We start from the raw sequence: 24664 nt of genomic DNA on the forward strand, positions 1-24664 counted from the left end.
CATGTTGTACATCTGGCACCTATCCATCCTGCTCAGTGCCCTTTCCCTGGCGATCATGCTTCTGCTGATCGTGCGTCGGGTATTGCAGGAGCGCCGGGGGACGGCGGGCGCCGATCAGCGGCGCCTTCTTCTGACGGCGCTGATCGCCTTCACCGAAAATCGGGATCGCGAGGCATTGAAGACGGCGCTGCTTGCGGTACCGGCGAGGGTGGCGATCGATGCCGGCTTCGAGTTTATTTCGCTGTTGCGTGGCGAGGAGCACGACGAGCTCCTTTCAGCCTTCAATGAATGTGGCCTGCCGACCCTTGTCGGCACCCAGCTTGAAAAAGGCAACGGCGCCGAACGCGTCCACGCGGCCGAGATGCTGGCGGCGCTGCGTTCGGAAAACGCGGTGGCAAACCTGCTTTCGGCGCTCGATCGTGACCGCTCGCGCGAAGTCAGGATCGCCGTCGCCATCGCGCTGTGTGATATTGGCGCCTTGCCGCCGCTGGTCGTAACGCTGCGCAAGATCGGCGTGGCGGGGCAGCGCTCGCGACGCCTGATCGAGCTTTTCAGGCGCTTTCCGCCAAAGCGGTTCGACGAGCTCAGGGATTACGCCGGACGTCAGGACGCGGTGCCTTTCATCAGGGCGGCCGCAATCGATGCGCTTGCCCGCAACGGCGGGTTCCGGTTTGGTGAGTTCTTTGCCCGCGCGGCCGGCGATCCGTCGCCGGAGGTTACCGCAGCCGCATTGCGGGCACTCGGCCTGACCGGACATGCCAATGCGCCGGCCATCCTGATCAAGGCGATGGAAAATGGCGGCTGGGATGTACGCGCCGACGCTGCCGACGCGGCGGGCCGCCTCGGCCTGTCTGAACTCGCCGCGCCCCTCGCGCAGCTTATGGACGACGAGGCATGGACTGTGCGCTACGCCGCTGCCAACGCGCTCCGCTCGTTCGGCCAGAAGGGAGAGCAGGTGCTGCGCGAGATCGCCGCCAGCGACGTCTCGCGCAGGCAGCGCACGGCCTCGCTGATCCTCGCCGAGGGGCCAGCCACCTGATGTTCGACTGGAGCCAAGAGATCGTTCTGGGGGCCTCCATCCTGTCCTGGTTCATCATCGGGGCGGGGCTGGCGCAGACGGCGATCTACCTGCTGCAGCTCATCATCGCCGCCTACGCCCTGTCCAAGCGCCCGCCGGTCGCGCGTTCGGCTCTGCTGTGGCACCGCTATGGCGACGTAGCGCCGCCGATCGCGCTGCTGGTGCCCGCCTACAATGAGGAAGTGAATGTGGTCGAGAGCGTGCACTCGATGCTGGCGCTCGAATATCCGAATTTCGAGGTCATCGTCATCAACGACGGCTCGAAGGATCAGACTCTGCAGCGCCTTATCGAAGGCTTCAAACTGGTGAAATTCCACCGACCCTATGAGGAGGCCCTGACACACAAGCCGATCCGCGGCCTCTATTCCTCGCCGATGACAGAACGGCTGTTCGTGGTCGACAAGGAAAATGGCGGCAAGGCCGATGCCCAGAATGCCGGCGTCAATGTCTGCCGCGCGCCTCTCTTTTGTGTGATCGACGGCGACTCCATCCTCGAGCCCGACGCACTGATGCGCGCGGCCCAGCCCTTCATCGACGATCCCGAGCGCACCATCGCCGTCGGCGGCACGATCCGCATCGCCAACGGATCGAGGATCGAAGCGGGCAGGGTGCGCGAGATCCGCCTGCCCAGCCGGTTGCTGGCACTGTTCCAAGTGGTCGAATATCTGCGGGCCTTCCTTATGGCACGGCTGGCCTGGAGCCGCATCAACACGTTGATGCTGGTGTCCGGCGCCTTCGGCGTGTTCCGCCGCGCCGAAGTGGTGGCGGTTGGCGGCTTCACCAAGGGATCGATGGGCGAGGACATGGACCTTGTGATCAAGCTGCATCGCCACATGATGGACACCAAACGCAAATACCGCATCCAGTTCATTCCGGAGCCGGTGTGCTGGACAGAAGCACCCGAGTCACTGCGCGTTCTGGCCAGGCAACGCACGCGCTGGCAGCGCGGTGCGCTCGAGTGCTTCTTCCGCTACCGCTCCATGCTCTTCAACCCCCGCTATGGGCGGGTCGGCTTCCTCGGATTTGGTCACATACTGATTGTCGATGTGCTTGGGCCCATATCGGAGGTGCTGGGCTATGTGCTGATCCCGGCCTTTTGGCTACTCGGCATCCTCTCGACCGAATATCTCTTGGCATTCACGTCGCTGGTTTTCACCTACGGCGTTTGCGTGAGCGTGTGTTCGCTGGTTCTCGAAGAAGCCGAGCTTCAGCGTTTTCCGCGCGCGCGGGACCTTGCCGTACTCACGGCCGTGGCGGTGATCGAGAATTTCGGCTACCGCCAGCTCAACAATTTCTGGCGTGTGAAGGGCTGGTGGCAGTATCTGCGCGCCGACCAGAGCTGGGGCGAGATGACCAGGACCGGCCTGACTGGGCCGAAGAAGTGAGCCTCTTCGGCTGAGTCACTTCAGCGTCCGCTCGATCTCCGCAATAAGCGCATCGAGCGCAGTATGTGCGACATCCGACCGCTCGATCAGCAACGTCTCAAGCTCGGACGCTCGCACGCTGATATCCGGAAAGCCGAACGTTCCGGCCCCACCCGCCAGCGAGTGAGCGATCCCGATCAGCGTATCGCCGGAACTGCTGCCGGGCACAGCCCTCCTCTCACGGGCGGCCTTCAACTCCACGAGCCGATCCGCACACCGGGCAAGGAAACGTTGCTGCAAGGAAGCGAAGGGATCGTTTGAGATAGGCCGATGCTCCGTTGCGGGACGTCGAGGGTCATTCAAGCAGAAAGCGGCGCGGGTTGGAATGGACTGCTTGGTCGAGCACGCCCCCCTGTCGGAGGAGAACGGCACCAGGGCTGGTCTGCAACGACACTGGCATGCCTGGGCTGGGGACAACCGCGCTGCCATCACCAGAAAAAAAGTGATTGGCTGGGGCGCCAGGATTCGAACCTGGGAATGTCGGTACCAAAAACCGATGCCTTACCACTTGGCGACGCCCCAATTGCCGTCAGAGTCGCTTGTGCGGCGCGTTATTAGCAGAGCAGCCAAAAAGCACAATCCTTATGAGTGACGGTTGGAACGCTCGAATTGGGCAGGCAACGCAGCGCTGGCAAATGATATGCAGCGGGCTATTCGGACCACACCGCCATCTCGTTTCCGGCTGGATCGACGAAGTGGAAGCGCCGGCCGCCGGGGAACGGGAAGATCGGTTTGACAATCGTGCCGCCGGCGCTTTCGACAGCGTCGAGGGTTTGCTCCAGATCCCTGCTGTAGAGCACGGGCAGCGGCTTTGATGGCGCTTCCGCGGCATCTGCCTGGAAGCCTCCGTCCAGGCCTTCGGCAAAGGCCGGTGAACGACCAGGCAAAGGCGGTACTGTAGAAAGCCTTCAGCCGGTCCAGCGTTCCACCGGTCGCGGGCATTTCCAGATAGTCGAGTTTTCCGGGCAGTTTCATGGCGCACCTGTTTGTTCACTGTATGTTCTACTCCAGAATTCCTGACTTGGCAAGTCTTTTTGCCGCATGCTGGAGCACGGCTTTGCTTAATCGATTGTAGTGGCCAGGTGGCTTTGCCGATGTCTTGCCTTTCGCACTGCAGCATCATATCGCTCCAAGGACGGACCGGCGGAACTTTCCGTTTCGCCAATCTTTCCAGTCTCCTGCAACCGGAGCGATGCATGACCAAATGGGTTTTCACCTTTGGCGATGGTGCGGCGGAAGGCCGTGCCAGCGACAGGAATCTCCTGGGTGGCAAGGGCGCCAACCTGGCCGAGATGTGCAGCCTGGGGCTGCCGGTGCCGCCGGGCTTCACCATCACCACGGAGGTCTGCAACGCCTACTACGCCAACGGCCGTATTTATCCGGCCGGGTTGGAAGCCGATGTCGCGGTCGCGCTCGATCACATCGGCCGGCTGACCGGCCGTCGGTTCGGCGACCCGTCGAAACTGCTGCTGGTGTCGGTGCGTTCGGGCGCTCGCGCCTCGATGCCCGGCATGATGGATACCGTGCTCAATCTCGGCCTGAACGACGAGACGGTCGAGGCGCTGGCCGCCGATTCCGGCGACGCGCGCTTTGCCTATGACAGCTACCGCCGCTTCATCCAGATGTATTCCGACGTCGTCATGGGCCTCGACCATGAGGTGTTCGAGGAAATCCTGGAGGATCAGAAAGGCGGGCTCGGGCACGAGCTCGACACCGAACTCACGGCGCTCGAATGGCAAGGCGTCATCGCGCTCTACAAGGCCAAGGTCGAGGAAGAGCTCGGCAGGCCCTTTCCGCAGGATCCGCATGAGCAGCTCTGGGGCGCGATATCAGCCGTGTTCTCGAGCTGGATGAACAACCGCGCCATCACCTATCGCCGGCTGCACGACATTCCCGAAAGCTGGGGCACGGCGGTCAACGTCCAGGCCATGGTGTTCGGCAATATGGGCGAAACCTCGGCCACCGGCGTTGCCTTCACGCGCAACCCTTCGACCGGCGAAAAGATGCTTTATGGCGAGTTCCTGGTGAACGCGCAGGGCGAGGACGTCGTCGCCGGCATCCGCACGCCGCAGAACATCACCGAAGCGGCACGTATCGCAGCTGGCTCGGACAGGCCGTCGCTGCAGAAGCTGATGCCTGACGCGTTCCAGTCCTTTGTCACCATCTCCGACAGTCTGGAGAAGCACTACCGCGACATGCAGGATCTCGAATTCACCATCGAGCGCGGCAAATTGTGGATGCTGCAGACCCGGTCCGGCAAGCGCACCGCCAAGGCGGCGCTGAAAATCGCCGTCGAGATGGCGCAGGACAGGCTGATCACGAAAGAGGAAGCCGTCGCCCGTATCGACCCGGCCTCGCTCGACCAGTTGCTGCATCCGACCATCGACCCCAAGGCCGCGCGCGATGTCATCGGCATCGGACTGCCGGCGTCGCCCGGTGCCGCTACCGGCGAGATCGTCTTTTCCTCCGGCGACGCCGAGGAATTGAAGACGCAAGGGCGCAAGGCGATCCTGGTGCGCATCGAAACCAGTCCCGAAGACATCCACGGCATGCATGCGGCGGAAGGCATCCTGACCACGCGCGGCGGCATGACCAGCCACGCCGCGGTGGTGGCGCGCGGCATGGGCAAGCCTTGCGTCTCCGGGGCCGGCTCGCTGCGTGTCGACTACAAGGCCGGCACGCTGATGGCGATGGGCTCGACCTTCCGCAAGGGCGACATCGTCACCATCGATGGCGGCAATGGCCAGGTGCTGAAGGGCGCCGTGCCGATGCTGCAGCCGGAACTTTCCGGCGATTTCGCGGCCATCATGGAGTGGGCGGACGCGGTCCGCCGCATGAAAGTGCGCACCAATGCCGAAACGCCGCTCGACGCGCGCATGGCGCGCTCCTTCGGCGCCGAAGGCATCGGCCTCTGCCGCACCGAGCACATGTTCTTCGATGGCGACCGCATCGTCGCCATGCGCGAGATGATCCTGGCAGACACCGAAAAGGACCGGCGCGCCGCACTTGCCAAGCTTCTGCCCATGCAGCGCTCGGACTTCCTCGAACTGTTCGAGATCATGGCCGGCCTGCCGGTGACGATCCGCCTGCTCGATCCGCCGTTGCACGAATTCCTGCCGAAGACCGAGGAGGAGGTGGCCGAGGTCGCCGCCGCCATGAAGGTGTCGCCGGACAAGCTCAGGCAGCGCACCGAGGCACTGCACGAGTTCAACCCGATGCTCGGCCATCGTGGCTGCCGCCTGGCTGTCTCCTATCCCGAGATCGCCGAGATGCAGGCGCGGGCCATTTTCGAGGCGGCCGTGGAGGCCGGCAGGAAGGCCGGCGCGCTGGTGGTCCCCGAGATCATGGTGCCGCTCGTCGGCCTGGTGAAGGAACTCGATTACGTCAAGGCGCGCATCGATGCGGTTGCCAAGAGCGTCATGGAGGAAACCGGCGTCAAGATCGACTATCTCACTGGCACGATGATCGAGCTCCCCCGCGCCGCGATCCGTGCCCATGTCATTGCAGAGTCAGCCGAATTCTTCTCCTTCGGCACCAACGACCTGACCCAGACGACCTTCGGCATCTCGCGCGACGATGCGGCCTCGTTCCTGGAAACCTACCGCCAGAAGGGCATTATCGATCAGGACCCGTTCGTCTCGCTCGACATCGACGGCGTCGGCGAACTGGTGCGCATGGCCGCGCAAAAGGGCAGGGCGACGCGGCCAGACATCAAGCTCGGCATCTGCGGCGAACATGGCGGCGATCCGGCCTCGATCCGCTTTTGCGAAGAGGTCGGCCTCGACTACGTGTCCTGTTCGCCCTATCGCGTACCGATCGCCAGGCTGGCGGCCGCGCAGGCTGCGGTGCTGGTTGCGAAGGCAGGCCGCCGATAGGATCCATCCAGCTTACCGTTTTGTAAGGCAATTCACGCGAACGTGCTGGCGGCGTCGCGCAATCTCGACATTGTTCCTGCCCAATTTGCGGCTATCCGCAAATTGCTCCCGGAAACAGATGCTGCAGATTTCTCCCGCGCCGTTCCACTCGATCCTGGTCGTCCAAACCAAGTTCATAGGCGATCTCGTCCTCGCCTCGGCGCTCGCCAAGAACCTGCGGCTCGCATTCCCCGGCGCCAGCATCGTCTTTCTGTGCGAGGCTCGCTTCGAGAGCTTCGTGATCGCCCATGATATAGCTTCCGAGGTGGTCACATTCAGGCGCGACCGCATGCGCGGCACGTCCTTGGAGCGCGGGAAAGAGCTTTACGCCATGGTGCGGGCGTTGCGCCGCTTCCGTTTCGACCTGACCATCGACCTGACCGACTCGAAGACGTCGCGCATCGTCACCGGGCTCGTCAACGCCAAGACCCGTGTCGGTTACAGTCCTTCCGAAAGACCCTTGCGTATGTTGGAGCGGCAGCCCGCCAACGTTTTTGCCAAGCCCTACGGCTTTGATGGTCAGCATTTCCTGTACCGCTACCTCTCGCCGCTCGAAGCGCTCGGCATCGAACTTCGCACGGTGATTCCAAACCTTGAGCCGCTGCCAATGGAGACGGCGAAAGCATTGGCGCTGCTGGGTAAGCGCCATCTGAGGCCAAACGCATTCATCGCGGTACATGCGGGTGCAAGCTTCGAGGGCCGACGTTGGCAGCCGGAGCGGTTTGCAGCAGTGATCGTCGAGATTGCCGGCGAGACCGGCCTGGACGTAGTCCTGGTGGGCGGCCCGGACGAGCGCGAGATCGCCGAACGTATCGTCGCCAGGACCGCGCCGTCGGTCGTCAATCTCGTCGGTGACCTGTCGCTTGAAAGCCTGCTGGCGGTGCTGAAACAGGCCCGGCTGTTTCTCGGCAATGAGAGCGGCCCGATGCACATGGCCGCAGCCACCGGAACCCCGGTTGTCGGATTGTTCGGTCTGACGGAGCCGTCGCGCTGGGGTCCCGTCGGCGTGCCCAGCATCTCGCTCCAGCCGCCGATGCCTTGCGCCTGCATGGCCGAAAACCTCTGCCGCGCGCCAGATCCCAGCAAGGCATGCTGCGTCTGGGGCCTGGAGGTCAAGCCTGTGGTCGATGCGGTGCGCGAGGTTCTTTCGCGCACCGAAATGAAACTGGAACACGCCATCTGAGATCATGCGTCGCATGCACGACCCTCGACGCGGCGGAATGACCCCCTTCGCCACAGGAACGGTCACATTGTCGCGGAGCGCTTTTCTGCTATGCGCCATCCCGATTTCCGCCTTCATGCGGGTCGTTGGGATGCCTGCTTGAAATGACGGGTCCGGGAATCGGTTTGATGCGCCTGCTGCAAAAAAGTCTCTGCATGATCGCCCTGTCGTGGGCGATGGCATCCGCCAGCCATGCCGCGCCCCTCGTCGAGCCGACGCTGCACATCAAGTCGCAGGCGAGCGGAGCCGGCCGTGTGGCGCTTACGCTCGACGCGTGCGGTGGACAGACCGACAACCGGATCCTTTCGGCGCTGGTGGACAACAAGATCCCCGCCACCATTTTCGTGACCGGCATCTGGCTGAAGCGAAACGCCGCCGCCGTCGAGATCATGCGGGCGCATCCCGATCTGTTCGAACTGGAAAATCATGGCGGCCACCACATCCCGGCGGTCGACACGCCGCGGAAAATCTACGGCATTCGCAGCGCCGGCAGCCCGGATGCGGTGCTGGCCGAGGTCGAATCGGGAGCCGCCGCTCTTACCGGGACCGGCGAGCCGGCGCCGAAATGGTTTCGTGGCGCAACCGCCGAATACAGCCCGTCGGCAATCGCCATGATCCGCAAGCTTGGCTTCAAGGTCGCGGGATTCTCGATAAATGGCGACGGCGGCTCTTTGCTTGGCGCCAAGGAGACCGCCCGGCGCATCGCGGCGGCCAAGGATGGCGACGTCATCATCTCGCACATCAACCAGCCGACCCATGCGGCCGGCGAAGGCGTGGTGCAGGGGCTGCTGGCGCTCAAGGCCAAGGGCTTGACCTTTGTGCGGCTCGACGATGCCGAGGGCATCGGCAATAACGGCACGACGGAGTGACTGGCCAGCCGAGCGGATCTCGATGCCCTCGGCGTTGGCTCAGTCCGGTTTGGCTTCGATCGTGACCTTGCTAGCGTAGAATGCGCCGTGGTTGCGGATTTCAGCCATTTCGTCGAAAGGCCGCTCGTACGCCCACATGGCGTTCTGGCCGGTCTCGCCGGCAGGCAGCACGCTCCAATAGCTTGCATCGCCCTTGTAGGGGCAATGGGTCGAGTGGTCGGTGCGGCCGAGCTTGCCGAAATCGATGTCGGCGAACGGAATGTAGAAGGCCGCCGGATAGGGGGCCTCGGTCAGCACCTTGGCCTTCGTTGTTGAAGCGATGACCACGTCTCCGACACGCACGGTAACGGTGCCGGCATAGGGCTCGACAGTGATGATTTTGTCCGGGTTGCGTTGGAAACCGGGTGCGGGGTTGGCGATCTGATCCATGCGGGGGGCTCTCCTTGCGTCGACTTAAGGTGTGTCGCGCAAGCGCATTGCGCAAGCCGCTATCGCCATCCAACACGCAAAACTTGCTTAGCCGACGCCGATGGATCGCCCCTTGGAATCCTCGGGATTGTCGTCAGCGGTCAGGCAGCGGCTTTGAACACGTCCATGAGACCGGCATAGGCGGCAGCGATCCCGGCGACCGGGTTGCTGCTTCTTGAGACGGTCTCGACCTTCAGGGAACCGCCGCCGGTAGGCAAGGTAAGCAGCAGGAACTGGCGGTTTCCGCCATCGCCGACTGACGCGGCCGCGACGTGCTGGTCCTCGCCCTGATTCTGGACGCACATCTTGAACAGCAGCGTGCCGCCGACCGCTTCCAGCGCGCCGCCGACAACTTCAACAAATTCATCTTCGGAAACAGTCTTTGTGTCCGGCACCACATCGGCCAGACTTTCGGCAAGCGTACTCTCGAGAGCCTTGTCGTCGAGCTGCGCGTCCATGCGAACCTCTTTCAGTCGCCAATCGCACCCCTTTGCCCGTTAACGAAACTTAACGCCGACGATGGCCGGATTGTGGCGGTTTTCCACCAATGCGGCGCTCAGGGGTGCTGGCGGCTGGACAATCCGCCGGTTCGCTCCACAATAGCTCGAAAAGCACAACGCAAAAAGCGTGAGGGAGGATCGAATGCTGGGACTGATGCAGGAATGGCCGCTGCTTTGCCATAAGCTCATCGACAATGCCGAGCGGCAGCATGGCGTGCGCGAGATCGTGTCGCGCTCGATCGAAGGGCCGATCGTGCGCACCACCTACGCCGACATCCATCGCCGCGCCCTGAAGGTCGCCCAGCGGCTGGAGCGTGACGGTTATGGGATGGGCGACCGTATCGCCACGCTGGCCTGGAACACCGCGCGCCACATCGAGGCCTGGTACGGCATCATGGGCATCGGCGCCATCTACCACACGCTCAATCCGCGGCTGTTTCCCGAGCAGATCGTCTGGATCATGAACCATGCCGAGGACAAGGCTGTCTTCGTCGACCTGACTTTCATGCCGCTGCTCGAGAAGATCGCCGGCGCCGTCAAATCGCTGAAACAGGTGATCGTGCTGACCGACAGGGCGCATATGCCGCCGACGACATTGCCCAACACGGTCGCCTATGAAGATTGGCTTGACGAAGCGGATGGCGACTTCGCCTGGAAGACCTTCGACGAAAGCACCGCCGCCGGCATGTGTTACACGTCCGGGACCACGGGCGATCCCAAGGGCGTCGTCTACAGCCATCGTTCGAACGTGCTGCACGCCATGATCGCTGCCATGCCCGACGCCATGGGACTGTCGTCGCGCGATACGATCCTGCCTGTCGTGCCGATGTTTCACGCCAATGCCTGGGGCCTTGGCCAGAGCGGGCCGATGATCGGTGCCAAGCTGGTCATGCCCGGCTGCAAGATGGATGGCGCCTCGATCTATGAACTGCTCGACACCGAGAAGGTGACCTTCAGCGCCGCCGTGCCGACCGTCTGGATGATGCTGCTGCAGCATCTGGAGGAGACCGGCAAGGAGCTTCCCTATCTCAACAAGGTCGTCATCGGCGGCTCGTCGTGCCCGCGCGCGATCATGACCAAGTTTCAGCAGAACTACGATGTCCAGGTTATCCACGCCTGGGGCATGACCGAAATGTCGCCGCTCGGCACGCTGTGTACCCTGAAGCCGGACCATGCTGGTCTTGAGGGCGAAGCCCGGCTCGACGTCCAGCAGAAACAGGGCTATCCGCCCTTCGGCGTCGAAATGAAGGTGACCGACGACGACAACAACGAGCAGCCTTGGGACGGCAAGACTTTTGGCCGCCTGAAAGTGCGTGGGCCGGCCGTTGCCCGTGCCTATTATGGCGACGCCGGCGTGGAGCAGTTCGATGAGGATGGCTGGTTCGACACTGGCGACGTCGCCCACATCGACGCTGGCGGCTACATGCAGATCACCGATCGCGCCAAGGACGTCATCAAATCCGGCGGCGAATGGATTTCGACCATCGACCTCGAGAACCTGGCTGTCGGCCATCCCGATGTCGCCGAGGCGGCAGCCATCGGCGTTCAGCATTCGAAATGGGGCGAACGGCCGCTGCTGGTCGTCGTCCGCAAACCGGGCAAGGAACCGACCAAGGCTGACATTCTCGGCTTCATGGACGGCAAGGTAGCCAAATGGTGGATGCCGGACGATGTCGCTTTCGTCGGCGAAATTCCGCACACCGCAACCGGCAAGATCCAGAAGATCACCTTGCGCCAGCAATTCAAGGACTATCGCCTGCCGACCGATTGACGCGATGGTGCATGTTTCGGCTTCATGCCATCGCAAAAAGGCACTAAGTCTCCGTTCGGGTTGGGGCAGCACGGAAAACGATGGCTAGCATTCCTGAACGGCAAACGTCGAAGGCGGCCGGCTGGTCGCGGCGCACGGCCGCTTTTTCGTTGGTGCTGCTGCTGACGGTCTTCGTCGGCCATCGCTTCGATCTCGTCGAAACACCTGTCTTTCTGTGGGTGCTCGGCATTGTCGCGCTGCTGGCGGCGATGGCGCTGTTGTTTGCCGGGTTTGCCTTTTCGCGGCTGTGGAATTTCGGCGACCGCGGCGGCCGCGACCTGACGGGCGGCGCGCTGCTGGCATTGCTGGTGCTCGCACCCTACGGCGTCGCCGCCTACTGGGCGACGATCTATCCGCCGCTCAGGGATATCTCGACGGATTTCGACGAACCGCCGGCGCTCGACGTGAGCGACCGGACGAAGGATATGAACGTGCTTGCGCCGTCGACGCCTGGGGAACAGCGGCTGCAGGCCGATAGCTATCCGCTGGTCAGCGCACGCAGCTACGACCTGCCGTTCGAGACTGTCGTCAATGCCGTCGAAACCGTACTCGACCGGCGCGACTGGGAGCTGTCGGAGCCCTATCCCGATCTCGCCGGGCAAAGCGAGGTGACCATCACCGCCGTCGCCAAGGGCTTCGTGATCGGCCTTCCCGCCGATGTGGCGATCCGCGTGACGGACGATGGCGACACGGTCATCGTCGATATGCGGTCGGCATCCCGCTACGGCCGCTACGACCTTGGCGACAATGCCGCGCGCATCACCGAATTCCTGGCGGAGCTCGACCAGGAAGTCGCCGGTCAGGTCGGCGCCGCGCCAGCCGAATAAGGCTTCGGCACTTAGCAGCGGTCCAGGTTGGCCTATCCGGCCGGCGTGAAAATGCCGTCGATGGCCGGTGCGCCGTCTGTCGTGACCAGACCGCGCGCCGTCAGATCCTCGAGATGGGCAAGCACCGACAATCCGGCGGCGCCATGCAGCCGCGGGTCGGTGTCCCTGTAGATCGCCTTGACCATGTCCACGATCGTCCGGTCGCCTTCTCTGACCCGCTCCAGAATGGCGCGCTCGCGCATCTTGCGATGCGTCTTCAACCCGCGCATGAAAGCGCGCGGTGCTGTCACCGGCCCGCCATGTCCTGGCAACAGCAAGCGGTCCCCGCGTTCGATCAAGCGGTCCAGCGAGGCCATGTAGTCGGCCATCGCTCCATCCGGCGGGGCGACGATGGAGGTTGCCCAGGCCATGACATGATCGGCCGAAAACAGGATGCCGGTTCCCTGCAGCGCGAACGCCGCATGATTGGCGGTGTGGCCCGGGGTCAGAACCGTCCTGATCGACCAGCCGTCGCCGTCGACCACCTCGCCGTCGGGCAGGGCGACATCAGGGATGAAAGCCGTGTCGGCACTGGCATCGAGCGCATTGGTCTCGCCGATATGCAGGGCTCTTGCCGGCCGGTGCGGCCCCTCTGCCAGCACGAGGGCGCCGGTGCGCTCTTTCAGCCGGGCCGCCAGCGGGGAGTGGTCGCGATGCGTGTGGCTGACGAAGATATGGCTGACCGGCCGGCCTGCGATCACCTCGATCAGGGTCCGCAGATGCGCCTCGTCCTCCGGCCCCGGATCGATCACCGCCAGCGTATCGCGGCCAACAACGTAGCTGTTGGTGCCGTGAAAGGTGAAGGGGCTTGGATTGCGGGCCGTGATGCGCTGGACATCGGGCGCGACATTCACCCCCTGGCCATAGAAGGGGTCGAAGCCGGTATCGAATTTCAGTGCCATGCATCGGTGCCTTGTTTCGGGAAACGGCAAAACCGATTGCCGCACAACACGCAAGCCAATATAGGAGGATGTGAGGCCGCGAACATCGGAGTGCGGCAATCGGATTGGGGAAATACCATGGCAATTGCAACTACGATGCGTCCGCTTGTTTCTCTGGCTCTGCCGCAAAACGGCGCGGCGCGGCTGGCAACGCAGCTTTTCCTGGCCATCGCCGGAACGCTTGTGCTGACACTGTCGGCCAAGACCAAGGTAATGCTCGGGCCGGTCGACATTTCGATGCAGACGCTGGCCGTGCTGCTGATCGCCGCCGCCTTCGGCATGCGTCTCGGCGTCGCCACCCTGCTGCTCTACATGGCCGAGGGCGCCATGGGCTTCCCCGTCTTCCAGAGCACGCCTGAAAAGGGTCTCGGCATTGCCTACATGCTCGGCTCGACCGGCGGCTATCTCGCCGGCTTCGTGGTCATGGCGGCAATTGTCGGCTGGGCGGCGGATCGCGGCTGGGACCGCCATCCAATCAAGCTTTTCAACGCCATGCTGGTTGGCGAAGTCGTCATGATGGCAATGGGCTTTGCCTGGCTGGCGCTGCTCATCGGTCCGGAAAAGTCGTGGCAGTTCGGCGTCGTGCCGTTCATCGTCGGCGACCTGATCAAGGTGGCGCTCGCGGCAAGCCTGGTGCCGGCCGTCTGGACGCTGCTGAAGCGCGGCTGAAGCGCGCGATCGAAGAAACGGCCAGGGGCAATCAAGCCACTGGCCGGAGCGGCGTCACTGGCGGATTTCCGGTCTGATGTCCGCCAACCTCGATAGATTGTCGGTTATATCGCCCTAGACGCTGCGACATCTTCAGTAATGATCATTAAGTCGCTTTATTAGCCCAGGCTTTTCAATTTCCCGAACTGTTGATCTGAGAAATAGATGCTTGCTGGCGCGGCCGCGCTGTCGTAGCTCTTGGTCTTCGACTGTATCGAATCGCCGGGGGGCGAGACGTCCGATTCGTTGTTGTGAACGATCAGGTCAGATGCACTATCGCGCTGGTCTGTCGCCGATACGGCAGCTTCGGGGAAGGGGGGAAGACGTTGAATGTCGCAGCGTCGACTATTGTCGGAAGCCGGCACTTCCTGTTCAGGATTCGGTTTCAACTGCTTGGCGGACTGACATTCGCGATTTTTGCGCCGGCGATCATCCGGATTGTCTTCAATCCTGAATTCATCTATTCGGCCAATCTTCAGGTAACAGTAGCCGCTGCGGTCATCGCGCACCTTGTGGGCTTCTTGTCTTATCGCCGCATCGGAAATTTCCCGGGCGTGGCCGCGGCAAGTTACATCTTGCCGACATTTGCCCTGTCCTACGGGGCTGTTTTCCTGACCATCTTCTTTTTTCGGTTCGAGTACAGCCGGTTTCAGGCTGCCGCCAGTTTCACGCAGTCCACGCTCTGGTACTTCGGCCTGAGCCTGTTGACGCGGCGTCTCGATCCGTACCGGCTCGTGGTGATTCCCGGCGGAGATGTCGAGCGCCTCAAGACGTTACCGGGTGTGCATTGGTTTTGGATCAAGTCGACCAGTACGATAATCGAAAGAGCCAGCGGCGTGGTCGTTGATCTGCGTGCCGATCTTGGCGCGGAATGGGAACGATACATCGCGGATCGGGCCCTTTCGGGAACGCCCGTATACCACGTCAAGCAGGTCAGAGAGTCGCTGACCGGTCGGGTCGAGATCGAGCACCTGTCGGAAAACACGCTTGGTTCGCTCAATCCGAACCAGGCCTATCTCAAGATCAAGCAGGCGGTCGACTGGGTCTCGGCACTTGTCTTGATCATCGTTCTTTCCCCCGTTCTGGCGTTGATAGCGCTGCTGATCCGGCTGGATTCCGATGGTCCTGCGCTGTTTCGCCAGCAACGCATGGGCTACCGGGGCAAGATCTGCACGGTCTACAAGTTTCGCTCGATGCGCCAGCACTCTGGCGCCGGCAGCGACAAGGAAAGGGCGATCACCAGGCACGACGATGACCGCATCACCAGAGTCGGGCGTTTCCTGCGAAAATCCAGGATCGACGAACTGCCGCAGGTCATCAACATCCTGCGTGGCGAAATGAGTTGGATCGGACCGCGGCCGGAAGCTGTCGTGCTGTCGCAGTGGTACGAGGCTGAGCTGCCATTCTACCGCTACAGGCATATCGTCAGGCCGGGCATAAGTGGGTGGGCACAAGTAAATCAGGGGCATGTGGCTGCCGTCGATGACGTTATGGGAAAATTGCACTATGATTTCTATTACATAAAGAACTTTTCGCCTTGGCTGGACGTTTTGATAACTCTCAAGACGCTGAAAACGATGCTTACCGGCTTTGGTGCGAGATAACCAATGCGAAGCATGGCTCTGGAATAGCAAGCGCAGGAAGCAGATGGATCTCGCCTCCAGGAAAATAGCGATCATCGGGCTTGGCTATGTCGGCCTGCCGCTGGCGGTCGCCTTCGGCGCCGGCAGGGATGTCGTCGGTTTCGACATCGACCAGTCGAGGGTGGACGCGCTGAGGCGTGGCGACGACCATACGCTGGAAGCCAGCAGCGATGAGATCAGTGCTGCGTCGCGGCTGACATTCACCACCGACAAGGCCGCTCTGCGCGATTGCGGGATTTTCATCGTCACGGTTCCGACGCCGATCGACAGGGCCAACCGTCCGGATCTGAAACCGCTGATCATGGCATCGACTTTGGTCGGTGAGGTCATATCGCCAGGCGCGGTGGTGATCTTCGAATCGACGGTCTATCCCGGCTGCACGGAAGAGGTGTGCGCGCCGCTGATCGAGAAACATTCGGGCCTGCGCTACAATGAGGGGTTCTTCCTCGGCTACAGTCCCGAGCGCATCAATCCGGGCGACCGCGAGCATCGGTTGCAAACGATCGTCAAGGTCACCAGCGGCTCGACGCCGGAAGCGGCCGAAGGTATCGATGCGCTCTATGCCTCGATCGTGCCGGCAGGCACACACCGTACCTCGAGCATTGCGGTCGCCGAAGCGGCCAAGGTCATCGAGAACACTCAGCGCGACCTCAACATCGCGCTGATGAACGAGCTGTCGCTTATCTTCGGCAAGCTCGGCATCGACACGTCCGAAGTGCTGGAAGCCGCCGGCACCAAATGGAATTTCCTGCGCTTCACGCCTGGTCTCGTCGGCGGCCACTGCATCGGCGTCGATCCCTACTATCTCACCCACAAGGCCCAGGAACTCGGCTATCATCCGGAGGTGATTCTTGCTGGCCGCCGTATCAATGACGGCATGGGTCGGCACGCGGCGGATCAGACGGCCCGCCTGATGATGCGCAAGGGAATACCTGTCGTTGGCAGCCGGATTCTGGTGATGGGCGCGGCCTTCAAGGAAAATTGCCCGGACCTGAGGAATTCCAAGGTCGCCGATATCGTTGCCCAACTGAAGGAATACAACGCCGGCATCGACATATGGGACCCCTGGGTCGACGCGCAGGAATGCGCGCGTGCCTTCGGCGTGGCCAGCATGAAGGACATTCCCGACATGCGTTATGACGGCGTTATCGTGGCCGTCGGCCACAGGCAGTTCCGCGCGTTGGGCGTCGACGGCCTGATGGCGCTTTGCAAGACCCCGGGCGTCATCTACGACATCAAGGGTCTGTTCCCCAGGCATGTCACGGATGGGCGTTTCTGATGAAGGTTCTGGTCACCGGCGCGGCCGGCTTCATAGGATATCACGTAGCGAAGCGGCTGCTGGAGCGCGGTGACGAGGTCGTCGGCATCGACAACGTCAACGACTATTACGATCCGCAGATCAAGGAGGCGAGGCTGCGGCTTCTGAACGAGGCGAGCCGTAAGACCAATGCCGGCTATCATTTCATCCGCGGCAATCTCGCCGACAAGAGCGTGGTCGACGCCTGCTTTGCCGACCATGCATTCGACCGGGTGATCCATCTCGCCGCCCAGGCCGGGGTTCGCTACAGCCTGGAAAACCCGCATGCCTATGTCGAAAGCAACATCATCGCCTACACCAACGTGCTGGAGGCCTGCCGCAACAGCGCCGTCGCGCACCTGACCTATGCCAGCACGTCGAGTGTCTACGGCGCCAACACCGACATGCCGTTTTCCGAGCATCGTCCGGCCGACCATCCGCTGCAGTTCTACGCCGCGACCAAGCGCGCCAACGAGCTGATGGCGCACAGCTACAGCCATCTGTTCCGATTGCCGACGACCGGTCTTCGCTTCTTCACGGTGTATGGTCCCTGGGGGCGCCCGGACATGGCGCTGTTCCTGTTCACCAAAAACATCCTTGCCGGTGAGCCGATCAAGCTGTTCAACAACGGCAACCACACGCGCGACTTCACCTATGTCGATGACATCGCCGAAGGCGTGATCCGCGCCAGCGACAGCCCGGCCACGGGCAATGCCGCCTGGGACTCCAGCCGTCCGGATCCGGCCACAAGCAGCGCCCCCTGGCGCATCTTCAACATCGGCAACAACAACCCGGTGAAGCTGACCGCCTATGTCGAGGCGCTGGAAAACGCGCTGGGCCGCAAAGCCATCGTCGAACTCTTGCCGCTGCAGCCCGGCGACGTGCCCGATACCTTCGCCGACACCTCGGCGCTGGAGCAGGCGGTCGGCTACCGCCCGGCGACGACGGTGACCGAGGGCGTCGGGCGGTTCGTCGAGTGGTACAAGGCGTATTTTGCGCGGGGATAGGGTTCGGCGTTTCCCGGCTGATCCGCGCTGTTCCATGATCACTTAACCAGGAGCAGATGGAATCGATACGGCTCGCAAACAGGCAGTCTGCAATCCATTGCAGTCCCAGGCGCTACTGAGCGTCTGCATCCCCACGTTCAATCGGCGGGATCGCGTTGCGGCGCTGGTTCAGCAACTGTTGCGTACGGACTGTCCGTTGCAGATATGCGTCCATGTCGACGGTTCGACCGACGGAACGAACGAAGCGCTTGCGGAAATCGCGTCTCGCGATGCCAGTTTGGTGGTCACCACCGGCCCGAATGACGGCAGAGGCCGTGCGATGTTTTCGGCGATTGCTTCCGCCACTGGCGACTATTGCATGGTCTTCGATGATGACGACGATCTCTTCACCGATCGCTTGCCGGAGGTCTGTGAGCACCTCTCGCAGAGAGGTGTCGATCAGAAGATTGCGGGTTTTGTGTTCTCGATGGCTCTTGGCCACCCAGAGACCGCAGCAGAGCCGTTTCCGTCGGAACGGACAAACCTGATAAAGATGCGGGCCGACGAACGGGTGGTCGGCGACAAGAAGGAGGTCATCAAAACTCCTTTGCTTAAACGGGTTGCCGTGCCCCCAGCGGGGCGGTTCCGCCGCGTTCCAACATCTCTTCTCTGGTCCAGATTGGCGATCGAATACGACGTTATCTGTGTCAATGTCGAGATTGGACGAAAACGATATTTGCCGGAGGGGATGACGGCAAGGATTCGGCTTCTTCAGCGACAAAATGCATACCCGATGTTGTTGCTGAACTTGAACTACATCAAGGCGTTCTGGCTAGGACGATATCGGTCGGTTCGGTTCCTGGGCAAGGCGGTTCTTGCCTGTTTGAGCTTTGGTGTCTTGAGTTTCCCGTTCTTGCTCAAGAGGTCATTCGTGCGGGTGACTTCATGAAAGAAGCCAGCTTGTGGAAGTTGGTGGAAGCCATCGTAATACGAATTGTTCCTGGTCTTCTGAACATAGCGACGTTGCTGTACATCGGCAGCCATCTGGAGACTGGACAGTACGGTATTTTCAGCACGACGATTGCGACAGTTTCATTTATTTCGACACTTGTTTTTGGAGTCGCGACCTATTCGATAATGCCGATTTCCGCAAAAATGCATGCCGCGGGAATGGGTAGAGAGTACGTATCGTCCATTTTGACCGTGCTCGCAGTTGTGGCGTTGTTTGTCGTCCTGGCTGGACTGGCACTGACGTGGCTGGGATTTGGCAATGCCGTTGCCGCGACCATCATCGTTTCTTTCGGCTTGCACACCGCACTTCAAGAGATTTTGAGGTCACAACTGCGTTTGTGGGCGTACGGTTGGTCGGCGATTTGCCAGGCCGTCGCATACCAGGCAGGAGCCATAATCCTGCTTGTCGGCGATGCGAAAGTAGGCTCGGCTCTTGCAGCCTTTTCGCTCAGCTATTTCGTCGGAGCGCTGATTTCATTTGCCTTCCTGGGACCTATGAATCTGAGACGGCCTGGCTTTTCCTATCTTGCCGGGTCTCTGGTCACAGGCTGGGGATTTGTGTTGAGCAATCTGGCCGAGAGCGGCGTGTTTGTCGGCATTCGATACATTGTTTTGTTGCTTGGCTCCGAGACCCATCTCGGTGTCTTCTCGTTTTGCGTCGATCTTTCACAACGGTCCGTCGGCTTCTTCATGAATGCGGCCAGCTTCGTATTTGTGCCAAGGGCGTTTCTCAGTGCCGCAAATGGAAACGTCAGGCAGTTTCGGCGCGGACTGTTCGAGGGAGCGGCCATCGCACTCATTTTTGCGACCGTGGCCGCGGCCGGAATAGTTGGCCTGTTTTTCTCGGGCCATGCATCCGGATGGCTGGGGAAGTCTTTTGATCCTGTGGTGTTCGGGATCGTTTCTTGTGCTGTTCTGGTCAACAGGACGAAAAAAGTGATCATCGATCCGTTTGCGCTTCGGTCGAGCAAAGCGATGACGTTGACCTATTCCTACGCGATAGGGGCGTTGGCTTGCTGTTGTCTGGCGGCATTGGGCCTTTGGTGGCGGGTGCCTCTTGGCAGTGAAATGGCATTTTTGTTCGGATATGTCGTTGCCGCTGGCTGTTCCTTTTTCGCATTGAGGAATGTGATTGCAGATCAAGGGCCTGGTGCGAAACAGCGCACCGTTTTGATGGTCGGTCCGGATGCCAGAAATGAATGAGAAGAAAGCATTCTACGACGAGAAAAACAGGCGCATCGTCCATGTCGGCACGGTGGCTGATGACGACTATTGGGATTCTCACTGGGCCGAAGGGATTGTCTTGAGGCCGGATCGCTTTGTCGTTGAAACCACCAAGCGATACCTGACCGGATCGGCCAAGATCCTGGACGCTGGATGTGGCTTGGCCAATACGGTCCATGGCCTCGACCAGGCAGGCTTTTCCGCCTACGGGATCGACTTCGCGCAGAAGACCGTGGGGATGGTGAATCGTGCCGCGCCCCATTTGCAAGTGACCGTGGGGGATGTTCGAGCAACGGGCTTCGCGGACGAATTCTTCGATGGGGTGTGGTCTCTGGGGGTGATCGAGCACTTCTTCGACGGTTACGATGAGATCGCATTGGAGATGAAGCGCATCATCCGGTCAGGAGGAGTTGCCTTCGTGACAGTGCCGAGCATTTCTCCTCTCCGACGGCTGAAGATCAGAATGGGTCTCTATCCCAGGTTTCCAGGTGAACAGGCCGGATTTTACCAGTTCGTTCTTGAGCCGTCTTCGATTGTTTCCAGTTTCGAACAGCACGGCTTCAAGCTTCTGGAATCACAGCCGAGGGGAGGCTTCAAGGGGCTGAAGGACGAGACATTTTTCTCCAAGCCGATGCAGGCCTGGTACGACAGCAAGAATGGAATCCTGAGAGGCTTGCGTGCTGCTGTGGACCGGTTGCTCGGCCCATTTTCGCATCATACGCGGCTCTACGTCTTCCACAGGATATAGCGCGGATGTCAAATCCGAGTGGGCGCAGATCGCCAAACGAAACCGGTGGTGAAGCAGTGTCGATATGGCGAAAGTTTGTTCGCACGAATGTGGCCATTTCCGAGTTCCTGGACAGTGCTCTGCCGCGGCGCCTTCGCATCGACGGCAACCGGACCTTTGCGACGGAGATAGCACCTCCCTTACTTACCTCAAACGCACGGGTTTACGATCTTGGCGGGGGTGCCAGGCCGTTCGTCAGTCTTTCGGAGAAGCGGCGCCTGGGGCTTTTTGTCGTTGGGCTCGACCTCGACGCGGAAGAGTTGTCGAAAGCGCCACGCGGAATATACGACGAGGAGATTGAAGCGGACCTTACCTCGTTTAGGGGGAGGGGCGATGCCGACGTCGTCATTTGCCAGGCAACGCTCGAGCACGTCCGTGATGGCGAGGGCGCCCTGCGCGGCATTGCCAGTTGCGTGAAACCGGGAGGCATGGTTGCCATTTTCTCGCCCTCGCGCAACGCCGTTTTTGCCAGATTGAATCGGGTCCTGCCGGAGGGGATGAAGCGACGGCTGCTTTTTGCGATCTATCCTGAAAAGGGCATGGGTCATGACGGGTTTCCGGCCTTCTACGACAAGTGCTTGCCCAGTGACGTCGAAACAATCGCAAAACGGAACGACCTGGAACTTATCGAGCGCCGTCTGTTCTGGAAAAGCTCCTACTTCTATTTTTTCGTGCCGGCCTTTCTTGCCTGGCGCATCTGGTTAGGCGTTTCCGCCCTGTTCCTCCGCAAGGATGCCGCTGAAACCTACGCCTATGTCTTTCGGCGAAAACAGTGAGTTCCCGCGGCCATGAAAAGGAAGCTCGCGCTGATCGCCATTCCGCTCGACAGAAGAGGCGGTGCCGAAACCGTCCTGAAACTTGTTGCGCGCGCACTCGCGAGGCGACCCGACTGGGACGTCGAAATCGGCTTCTTGGGTAGCCAGGCGGCGGGCGAGGCCGCTGGATCACACCAGGACGGAATTCGGTGCAGCTACGGCTTTGGCGGCGGCAAGGCCATGAGCGAGTTTTTGCTCGCCCCGCGGCTGATCCGGCGTCGGTACGATTTGGTGTTCTCGAGCCACGCACGGGTAAACTCGTTTCTGGCTGCCGCCCGAAGCGTTGGACTTCTCCGCAGCCATAGGCTGGTCGCCCGCGAGTCCACGGTACTTCTGGATCGCTTCAAGGGTCCTCGCGCGCTCGCTTACAAGGCGCTCTATGCTGCCTATGGCAGCCAGGACATGATAGTCGCGCAAACGAGCTATATGAATGAACGCCTGCGTGACGTATTGCCCCGGCGAGCAATCGCCAAGCTGTGTACTTTGCCCAACCCGGTCGACGAAGATCTCATCGTCAAAATGTCCATGGAAGCATTGTCCGGGCACGACGCCGAGATACTTTCCCGCCGTCCGCAGATAGTCTGGTGCGGCCGGCTGATTGATGTGAAGCGTCCGACGATCGCGGTTGATGTGCTGGCCGAAGTCAGACGAAGGACCGGCGAGGATTATGAGCTGACCATGGTTGGCTCTGGCCCCATGGAAGCGGAGTTGAGAGCCCGCGCCGGCAAGCTTGATCTGGCCTCGCGACTAAATCTGCTCGGCCAGAGAGACAACCCGTTTCCGCTGTTTCGCGCAGCGCGTGCCGGCATGCTCACGTCGGCGACGGAGGGATTTCCCAACGTCCTTCTGGAAATGATGGCTTGCCGGATTCCCGGCATCGTCACCACCCCCTGTGCGGGAGATCTGGACATGCTGTCGGGCCTGGAGATTTCAGCCGGCTTTGGCGCGTCGGAAATTGCGGAAGCACTGCTGAAGATCATTCAAGGCGGTGATCGGTCGGCCTTGTACGGAAAGACCTTGTCGGAAAGATCGCCGGATCGGTTTGCGGATATGCTGTTGAGAGCGCCGTCGTCATATCCGGGTGGGCAGCGATGACGGCCGTTGCTCGCAACAAGATAGTCGTCTCGATAAACACATCCTGGAATGTCGTCAATTTTCGCAAGGGACTGATCGAGGCGCTGCGGAGCCGCGGCTATGACGTGGTCGTCGTCGCGCCGAGAGACGAGTATTCTCCGCTGATTGCGGCCATGGGCTGCCGCTATGTCGAACTCGACATGGACAATTCCGGCACGTCACCGTCGCGGGATTTGGTCCTTCTGTGGCGCTACTGGCGTCTCTTGCGGCGCGAGAGACCGCTGGTGTTTGTCGGCTTCACGATCAAGCCCAATGTGTTCGGCTCCATCGCGGCCAATCTGAACGGCATTCCCGTCATCAACAACATTTCGGGATTGGGGACAGCGTTCGTTCGCGGTGGTCTGCTGCTCAGGATTGCCAAGGCTTTGTACCGGGTGGCATTGGCCCGTTCCAAAATGGTTTTCTTCCAGAATGACGATGACCGGATGCTGTTCGTCGACGAACGCCTGGTTCGCAAGGATCGAACCGCGCTTTTGCCTGGCTCCGGCATCGACCTCGCGCGTTTTGCCCCTTCGCCCGAAGCGCGCACCGGGTCTGGCGCCATCATCTTTCTTCTCGTGGCCCGGCTTCTCTGGGACAAGGGTGTCGGCGAGTTCATCACGGCGGCCCGTCGGGTTTGCCGTGAGGTGCCCGGAGTGCGTTTCCAGCTACTCGGCTTTCTTGATGTCGAAAACCGGACTGCGGTCAGCCGCGAACACGTGGAAAAATGGGTTGGCGAGGGATTGGTCGAATATCTCGGCTCCACCGACGATGTGCGGCCTTTCATGCGTGGCGCCGATTGTGTCGTGTTGCCCTCCTACAGGGAGGGAACGCCGCGCTCGCTGCTCGAGGCGGCTGCGATGGGCAAGCCGCTGATCGCAACCGACGTGCCAGGATGCAGGGAAGTGGTGGACCACGCGGTCAATGGCTTCCTATGCAAGGTGAGGGACTCTGATGACCTTGCGAGCAAGATGGTCGAGTTTGCGCGGCTGGACGACTCGTCCAGGGACAGGATGGGGGCCCAGAGCAGAAACAAGGTCGAGCGGCAGTTTTCGGAAACGATCGTCATCGAGAAGTACATGCAGCAGATAGAAAGACTGAGCGCCCTTGCGACGAAATGAGCGGACCGGGCCCACCGGTCGGATGGAGGATGGTTTTGTCAGTCAGGAACATAGCGTTGCTTGCCGTCGTGGCTGTTTTGTTTGGTGTTGGCTTTCTGGGCATCATCGTGATGCAGAGGGGCGGCCCGTCCCCCGCGAAGCCGGTAGCCGAGCTCAAGCCGTTTGAAGGCAAGCTCTCCATTCCATCGGTCGATGATCTGCGTGTCGGCGGTCGCAAGATCCTGCTGTGCGGGGCGGCGTTTTCCAGGCCTCAGGCCATGCGCCTCCTGGTGACGGAAGCGGCGCGCCGAGACTACCAGGGGCTCGTCCTGGCCTGCAAACCTGTCGGTTCCGGAACACCTTGCGACGGCAAGATCGCTTCCAGGGTTGGCGATACCCTTGTTGTGCAGTGCCTGACGGCTGAGGGGGAAGATTTGGCCACCATACTTACGCAGGGCGGAATTCTCTGCGGCCAGCCGGTTCAGGCCGGCGCAACGTACAAACCTTGCTGAGCAGGTCGCCAGTACAGACCGGAGGCTCTTGCGGCGAAGTGAGTGGGTCTTGTTCTCAAGCTGGCCGGCGCCCGCATTTGGGTATTTATGGGTCCTTTATTGGGTATGCCGGTTCTTGATCGAGGTGGGGGCATGGAGCCAGATCTCTATGGCCGATAGATGAGAAATGGGTAGCCGAGCCGGCCACCTACCCCGTTGGCCGCGATTGGTATCGAGCCGATCTCGAATTACATGCTGTCAGCACGACCAATGGTCGAAATCGCGCGGCTGCCATCAAGGAGTATCTACCGAAAAATGTATCGATAATTCAATATATTAGGTGGCTGGCGAAAGGTTTGGCGCGCTCAGCTTGGTCAAAGCTTATCGAGCCAGTCAC

The 24664-nt window shown here is 61.1% G+C and carries 22 protein-coding genes, 1 tRNA gene and 1 pseudogene; 18 read left to right on the forward strand and 6 right to left on the reverse strand.

Annotated features, from left to right (window positions below):
• Position 1 precedes the first annotated feature (1 nt).
• Entirely contained in the window at positions 2 to 1039 is a 1038-nt protein-coding gene (locus NP503_RS05810) for a HEAT repeat domain-containing protein (protein ID WP_127270465.1), read from the forward strand.
• Positions 1039 to 2463 carry a glycosyltransferase family 2 protein gene (locus tag NP503_RS05815; protein WP_127269369.1) on the forward strand — a complete coding sequence of 475 codons (1425 nt, stop codon included), beginning with the start codon at positions 1039 to 1041 and terminating at the stop codon, positions 2461 to 2463. Before NP503_RS05810 ends, NP503_RS05815 begins: the two co-directional genes overlap by 1 nt.
• Before the next feature lie 15 nt (positions 2464 to 2478).
• Here the strand turns inward: NP503_RS05815 and NP503_RS05820 are convergent, their stop codons facing one another.
• From NP503_RS05820 to NP503_RS05830, 3 genes and pseudogenes are all read right to left on the reverse strand, one after another.
• The gene (locus NP503_RS05820; RefSeq protein WP_127269370.1) at positions 2479 to 2931 is read right to left on the reverse strand and encodes an Hpt domain-containing protein; all 453 of its coding nucleotides are present in this window, start codon (positions 2929 to 2931) and stop codon (positions 2479 to 2481) included.
• 18 nt (positions 2932 to 2949) lie between these two features.
• Positions 2950 to 3024 (reverse strand) — tRNA-Gln (locus NP503_RS05825).
• Positions 3025 to 3152: 128 nt separating this feature from the next.
• A pseudogene (locus NP503_RS05830) lies at positions 3153 to 3477 on the reverse strand (VOC family protein).
• 221 nt (positions 3478 to 3698) lie between these two features.
• On the opposite strand from NP503_RS05830, the gene ppdK reads away from it, so the two are divergent.
• From ppdK to NP503_RS05845, 3 genes are all read left to right on the forward strand, one after another.
• Entirely contained in the window at positions 3699 to 6377 is a 2679-nt protein-coding gene (gene ppdK, locus NP503_RS05835) for a pyruvate, phosphate dikinase (protein ID WP_127270462.1), read from the forward strand.
• A 118-nt stretch (positions 6378 to 6495) separates the two neighbouring features.
• On the forward strand, positions 6496 to 7599 hold the full coding sequence (locus NP503_RS05840; protein ID WP_127270460.1) for a glycosyltransferase family 9 protein: 1104 nt from the start codon (positions 6496 to 6498) through the stop codon (positions 7597 to 7599).
• Positions 7600 to 7766: 167 nt separating this feature from the next.
• The gene (locus NP503_RS05845; protein WP_127270458.1) at positions 7767 to 8507 is read left to right on the forward strand and encodes a polysaccharide deacetylase family protein; all 741 of its coding nucleotides are present in this window, start codon (positions 7767 to 7769) and stop codon (positions 8505 to 8507) included.
• Positions 8508 to 8546: 39 nt separating this feature from the next.
• Here the strand turns inward: NP503_RS05845 and NP503_RS05850 are convergent, their stop codons facing one another.
• Together NP503_RS05850 and NP503_RS05855 are read right to left on the reverse strand one after the other, a co-directional pair.
• Entirely contained in the window at positions 8547 to 8936 is a 390-nt protein-coding gene (locus tag NP503_RS05850) for a DUF427 domain-containing protein (protein ID WP_127270456.1), read from the reverse strand.
• A gap of 140 nt (positions 8937 to 9076) precedes the next feature.
• Complete coding sequence (locus NP503_RS05855; protein WP_023808564.1) at positions 9077 to 9433, reverse strand: hypothetical protein; 357 nt, start codon at positions 9431 to 9433, stop codon at positions 9077 to 9079.
• 184 nt (positions 9434 to 9617) lie between these two features.
• On the opposite strand from NP503_RS05855, the gene NP503_RS05860 reads away from it, so the two are divergent.
• Together NP503_RS05860 and NP503_RS05865 are read left to right on the forward strand one after the other, a co-directional pair.
• The gene (locus NP503_RS05860) at positions 9618 to 11246 is read left to right on the forward strand and encodes a fatty-acid--CoA ligase (protein ID WP_127270454.1); all 1629 of its coding nucleotides are present in this window, start codon (positions 9618 to 9620) and stop codon (positions 11244 to 11246) included.
• An 80-nt stretch (positions 11247 to 11326) separates the two neighbouring features.
• Entirely contained in the window at positions 11327 to 12112 is a 786-nt protein-coding gene (locus tag NP503_RS05865; protein WP_127270452.1) for a DUF1499 domain-containing protein, read from the forward strand.
• 32 nt (positions 12113 to 12144) lie between these two features.
• Here NP503_RS05865 and NP503_RS05870 read toward each other — a convergent pair whose 3' ends face one another.
• Complete coding sequence (locus tag NP503_RS05870) at positions 12145 to 13053, reverse strand: MBL fold metallo-hydrolase (protein ID WP_127270451.1); 909 nt, start codon at positions 13051 to 13053, stop codon at positions 12145 to 12147.
• Between the two features lie 117 nt (positions 13054 to 13170).
• Here NP503_RS05870 and NP503_RS05875 point away from each other — a divergent pair, with 117 nt between their 5' ends.
• The 11 genes from NP503_RS05875 (at position 13171) to NP503_RS05925 (ending at position 24288) form a co-directional block, all read left to right on the forward strand.
• Positions 13171 to 13761: a biotin transporter BioY gene (locus NP503_RS05875; RefSeq protein WP_023808554.1), complete on the forward strand. Its 591-nt coding sequence runs from the start codon at positions 13171 to 13173 to the stop codon at positions 13759 to 13761.
• 365 nt (positions 13762 to 14126) lie between these two features.
• Positions 14127 to 15404 carry a sugar transferase gene (locus NP503_RS05880; protein ID WP_236382852.1) on the forward strand — a complete coding sequence of 426 codons (1278 nt, stop codon included), beginning with the start codon at positions 14127 to 14129 and terminating at the stop codon, positions 15402 to 15404.
• 43 nt (positions 15405 to 15447) lie between these two features.
• Positions 15448 to 16722, forward strand: coding sequence for a nucleotide sugar dehydrogenase (locus NP503_RS05885; protein ID WP_127268852.1), 1275 nt, complete (start codon positions 15448 to 15450; stop codon positions 16720 to 16722).
• Positions 16722 to 17747 carry an NAD-dependent epimerase gene (locus NP503_RS05890; RefSeq protein ID WP_127268854.1) on the forward strand — a complete coding sequence of 342 codons (1026 nt, stop codon included), beginning with the start codon at positions 16722 to 16724 and terminating at the stop codon, positions 17745 to 17747. The genes NP503_RS05885 and NP503_RS05890 overlap by 1 nt, the downstream gene beginning before the upstream one ends.
• Positions 17748 to 17844: 97 nt before the next feature.
• Complete coding sequence (locus tag NP503_RS05895) at positions 17845 to 18675, forward strand: glycosyltransferase (protein WP_164748852.1); 831 nt, start codon at positions 17845 to 17847, stop codon at positions 18673 to 18675.
• Positions 18672 to 19940: a hypothetical protein gene (locus tag NP503_RS05900; RefSeq protein WP_127268857.1), complete on the forward strand. Its 1269-nt coding sequence runs from the start codon at positions 18672 to 18674 to the stop codon at positions 19938 to 19940. Before NP503_RS05895 ends, NP503_RS05900 begins: the two co-directional genes overlap by 4 nt.
• Complete coding sequence (locus NP503_RS05905; RefSeq protein WP_164748853.1) at positions 19933 to 20709, forward strand: class I SAM-dependent methyltransferase; 777 nt, start codon at positions 19933 to 19935, stop codon at positions 20707 to 20709. Before NP503_RS05900 ends, NP503_RS05905 begins: the two co-directional genes overlap by 8 nt.
• Positions 20710 to 20714: 5 nt before the next feature.
• Entirely contained in the window at positions 20715 to 21524 is an 810-nt protein-coding gene (locus NP503_RS05910) for a bifunctional 2-polyprenyl-6-hydroxyphenol methylase/3-demethylubiquinol 3-O-methyltransferase UbiG (RefSeq protein ID WP_127270449.1), read from the forward strand.
• A 12-nt stretch (positions 21525 to 21536) separates the two neighbouring features.
• On the forward strand, positions 21537 to 22658 hold the full coding sequence (locus tag NP503_RS05915; RefSeq protein ID WP_127269564.1) for a glycosyltransferase: 1122 nt from the start codon (positions 21537 to 21539) through the stop codon (positions 22656 to 22658).
• Positions 22655 to 23797, forward strand: coding sequence for a glycosyltransferase family 4 protein (locus NP503_RS05920; protein ID WP_127269563.1), 1143 nt, complete (start codon positions 22655 to 22657; stop codon positions 23795 to 23797). Before NP503_RS05915 ends, NP503_RS05920 begins: the two co-directional genes overlap by 4 nt.
• A 56-nt stretch (positions 23798 to 23853) precedes the next feature.
• Positions 23854 to 24288 carry a hypothetical protein gene (locus NP503_RS05925; protein ID WP_127269562.1) on the forward strand — a complete coding sequence of 145 codons (435 nt, stop codon included), beginning with the start codon at positions 23854 to 23856 and terminating at the stop codon, positions 24286 to 24288.
• Positions 24289 to 24664: the final 376 nt, after the last annotated feature.

Source organism: Mesorhizobium sp. SEMIA396 (assembly GCF_024518615.1).
In the GTDB taxonomy this organism is placed as follows: domain Bacteria; phylum Pseudomonadota; class Alphaproteobacteria; order Rhizobiales; family Rhizobiaceae; genus Mesorhizobium.

What these genes read in the sequence shown, in the direction of transcription:
- NP503_RS05810 (WP_127270465.1), top strand. Translation starts at nt 2, where the DNA reads ATGTTGTACATCTGGCACCTATCCATCCTGCTCAGTGCCCTTTCCCTG.
- NP503_RS05815 (WP_127269369.1), top strand. Translation starts at nt 1,039, where the DNA reads ATGTTCGACTGGAGCCAAGAGATCGTTCTGGGGGCCTCCATCCTGTCC.
- NP503_RS05820 (WP_127269370.1), bottom strand. Translation starts at nt 2,931, where the DNA reads ATGGCAGCGCGGTTGTCCCCAGCCCAGGCATGCCAGTGTCGTTGCAGA.
- ppdK (WP_127270462.1), top strand. Translation starts at nt 3,699, where the DNA reads ATGACCAAATGGGTTTTCACCTTTGGCGATGGTGCGGCGGAAGGCCGT.
- NP503_RS05840 (WP_127270460.1), top strand. Translation starts at nt 6,496, where the DNA reads ATGCTGCAGATTTCTCCCGCGCCGTTCCACTCGATCCTGGTCGTCCAA.
- NP503_RS05845 (WP_127270458.1), top strand. Translation starts at nt 7,767, where the DNA reads ATGCGCCTGCTGCAAAAAAGTCTCTGCATGATCGCCCTGTCGTGGGCG.
- NP503_RS05850 (WP_127270456.1), bottom strand. Translation starts at nt 8,936, where the DNA reads ATGGATCAGATCGCCAACCCCGCACCCGGTTTCCAACGCAACCCGGAC.
- NP503_RS05855 (WP_023808564.1), bottom strand. Translation starts at nt 9,433, where the DNA reads ATGGACGCGCAGCTCGACGACAAGGCTCTCGAGAGTACGCTTGCCGAA.
- NP503_RS05860 (WP_127270454.1), top strand. Translation starts at nt 9,618, where the DNA reads ATGCTGGGACTGATGCAGGAATGGCCGCTGCTTTGCCATAAGCTCATC.
- NP503_RS05865 (WP_127270452.1), top strand. Translation starts at nt 11,327, where the DNA reads ATGGCTAGCATTCCTGAACGGCAAACGTCGAAGGCGGCCGGCTGGTCG.
- NP503_RS05870 (WP_127270451.1), bottom strand. Translation starts at nt 13,053, where the DNA reads ATGGCACTGAAATTCGATACCGGCTTCGACCCCTTCTATGGCCAGGGG.
- NP503_RS05875 (WP_023808554.1), top strand. Translation starts at nt 13,171, where the DNA reads ATGGCAATTGCAACTACGATGCGTCCGCTTGTTTCTCTGGCTCTGCCG.
- NP503_RS05885 (WP_127268852.1), top strand. Translation starts at nt 15,448, where the DNA reads ATGGATCTCGCCTCCAGGAAAATAGCGATCATCGGGCTTGGCTATGTC.
- NP503_RS05890 (WP_127268854.1), top strand. Translation starts at nt 16,722, where the DNA reads ATGAAGGTTCTGGTCACCGGCGCGGCCGGCTTCATAGGATATCACGTA.
- NP503_RS05900 (WP_127268857.1), top strand. Translation starts at nt 18,672, where the DNA reads ATGAAAGAAGCCAGCTTGTGGAAGTTGGTGGAAGCCATCGTAATACGA.
- NP503_RS05905 (WP_164748853.1), top strand. Translation starts at nt 19,933, where the DNA reads ATGAATGAGAAGAAAGCATTCTACGACGAGAAAAACAGGCGCATCGTC.
- NP503_RS05910 (WP_127270449.1), top strand. Translation starts at nt 20,715, where the DNA reads ATGTCAAATCCGAGTGGGCGCAGATCGCCAAACGAAACCGGTGGTGAA.
- NP503_RS05915 (WP_127269564.1), top strand. Translation starts at nt 21,537, where the DNA reads ATGAAAAGGAAGCTCGCGCTGATCGCCATTCCGCTCGACAGAAGAGGC.
- NP503_RS05920 (WP_127269563.1), top strand. Translation starts at nt 22,655, where the DNA reads ATGACGGCCGTTGCTCGCAACAAGATAGTCGTCTCGATAAACACATCC.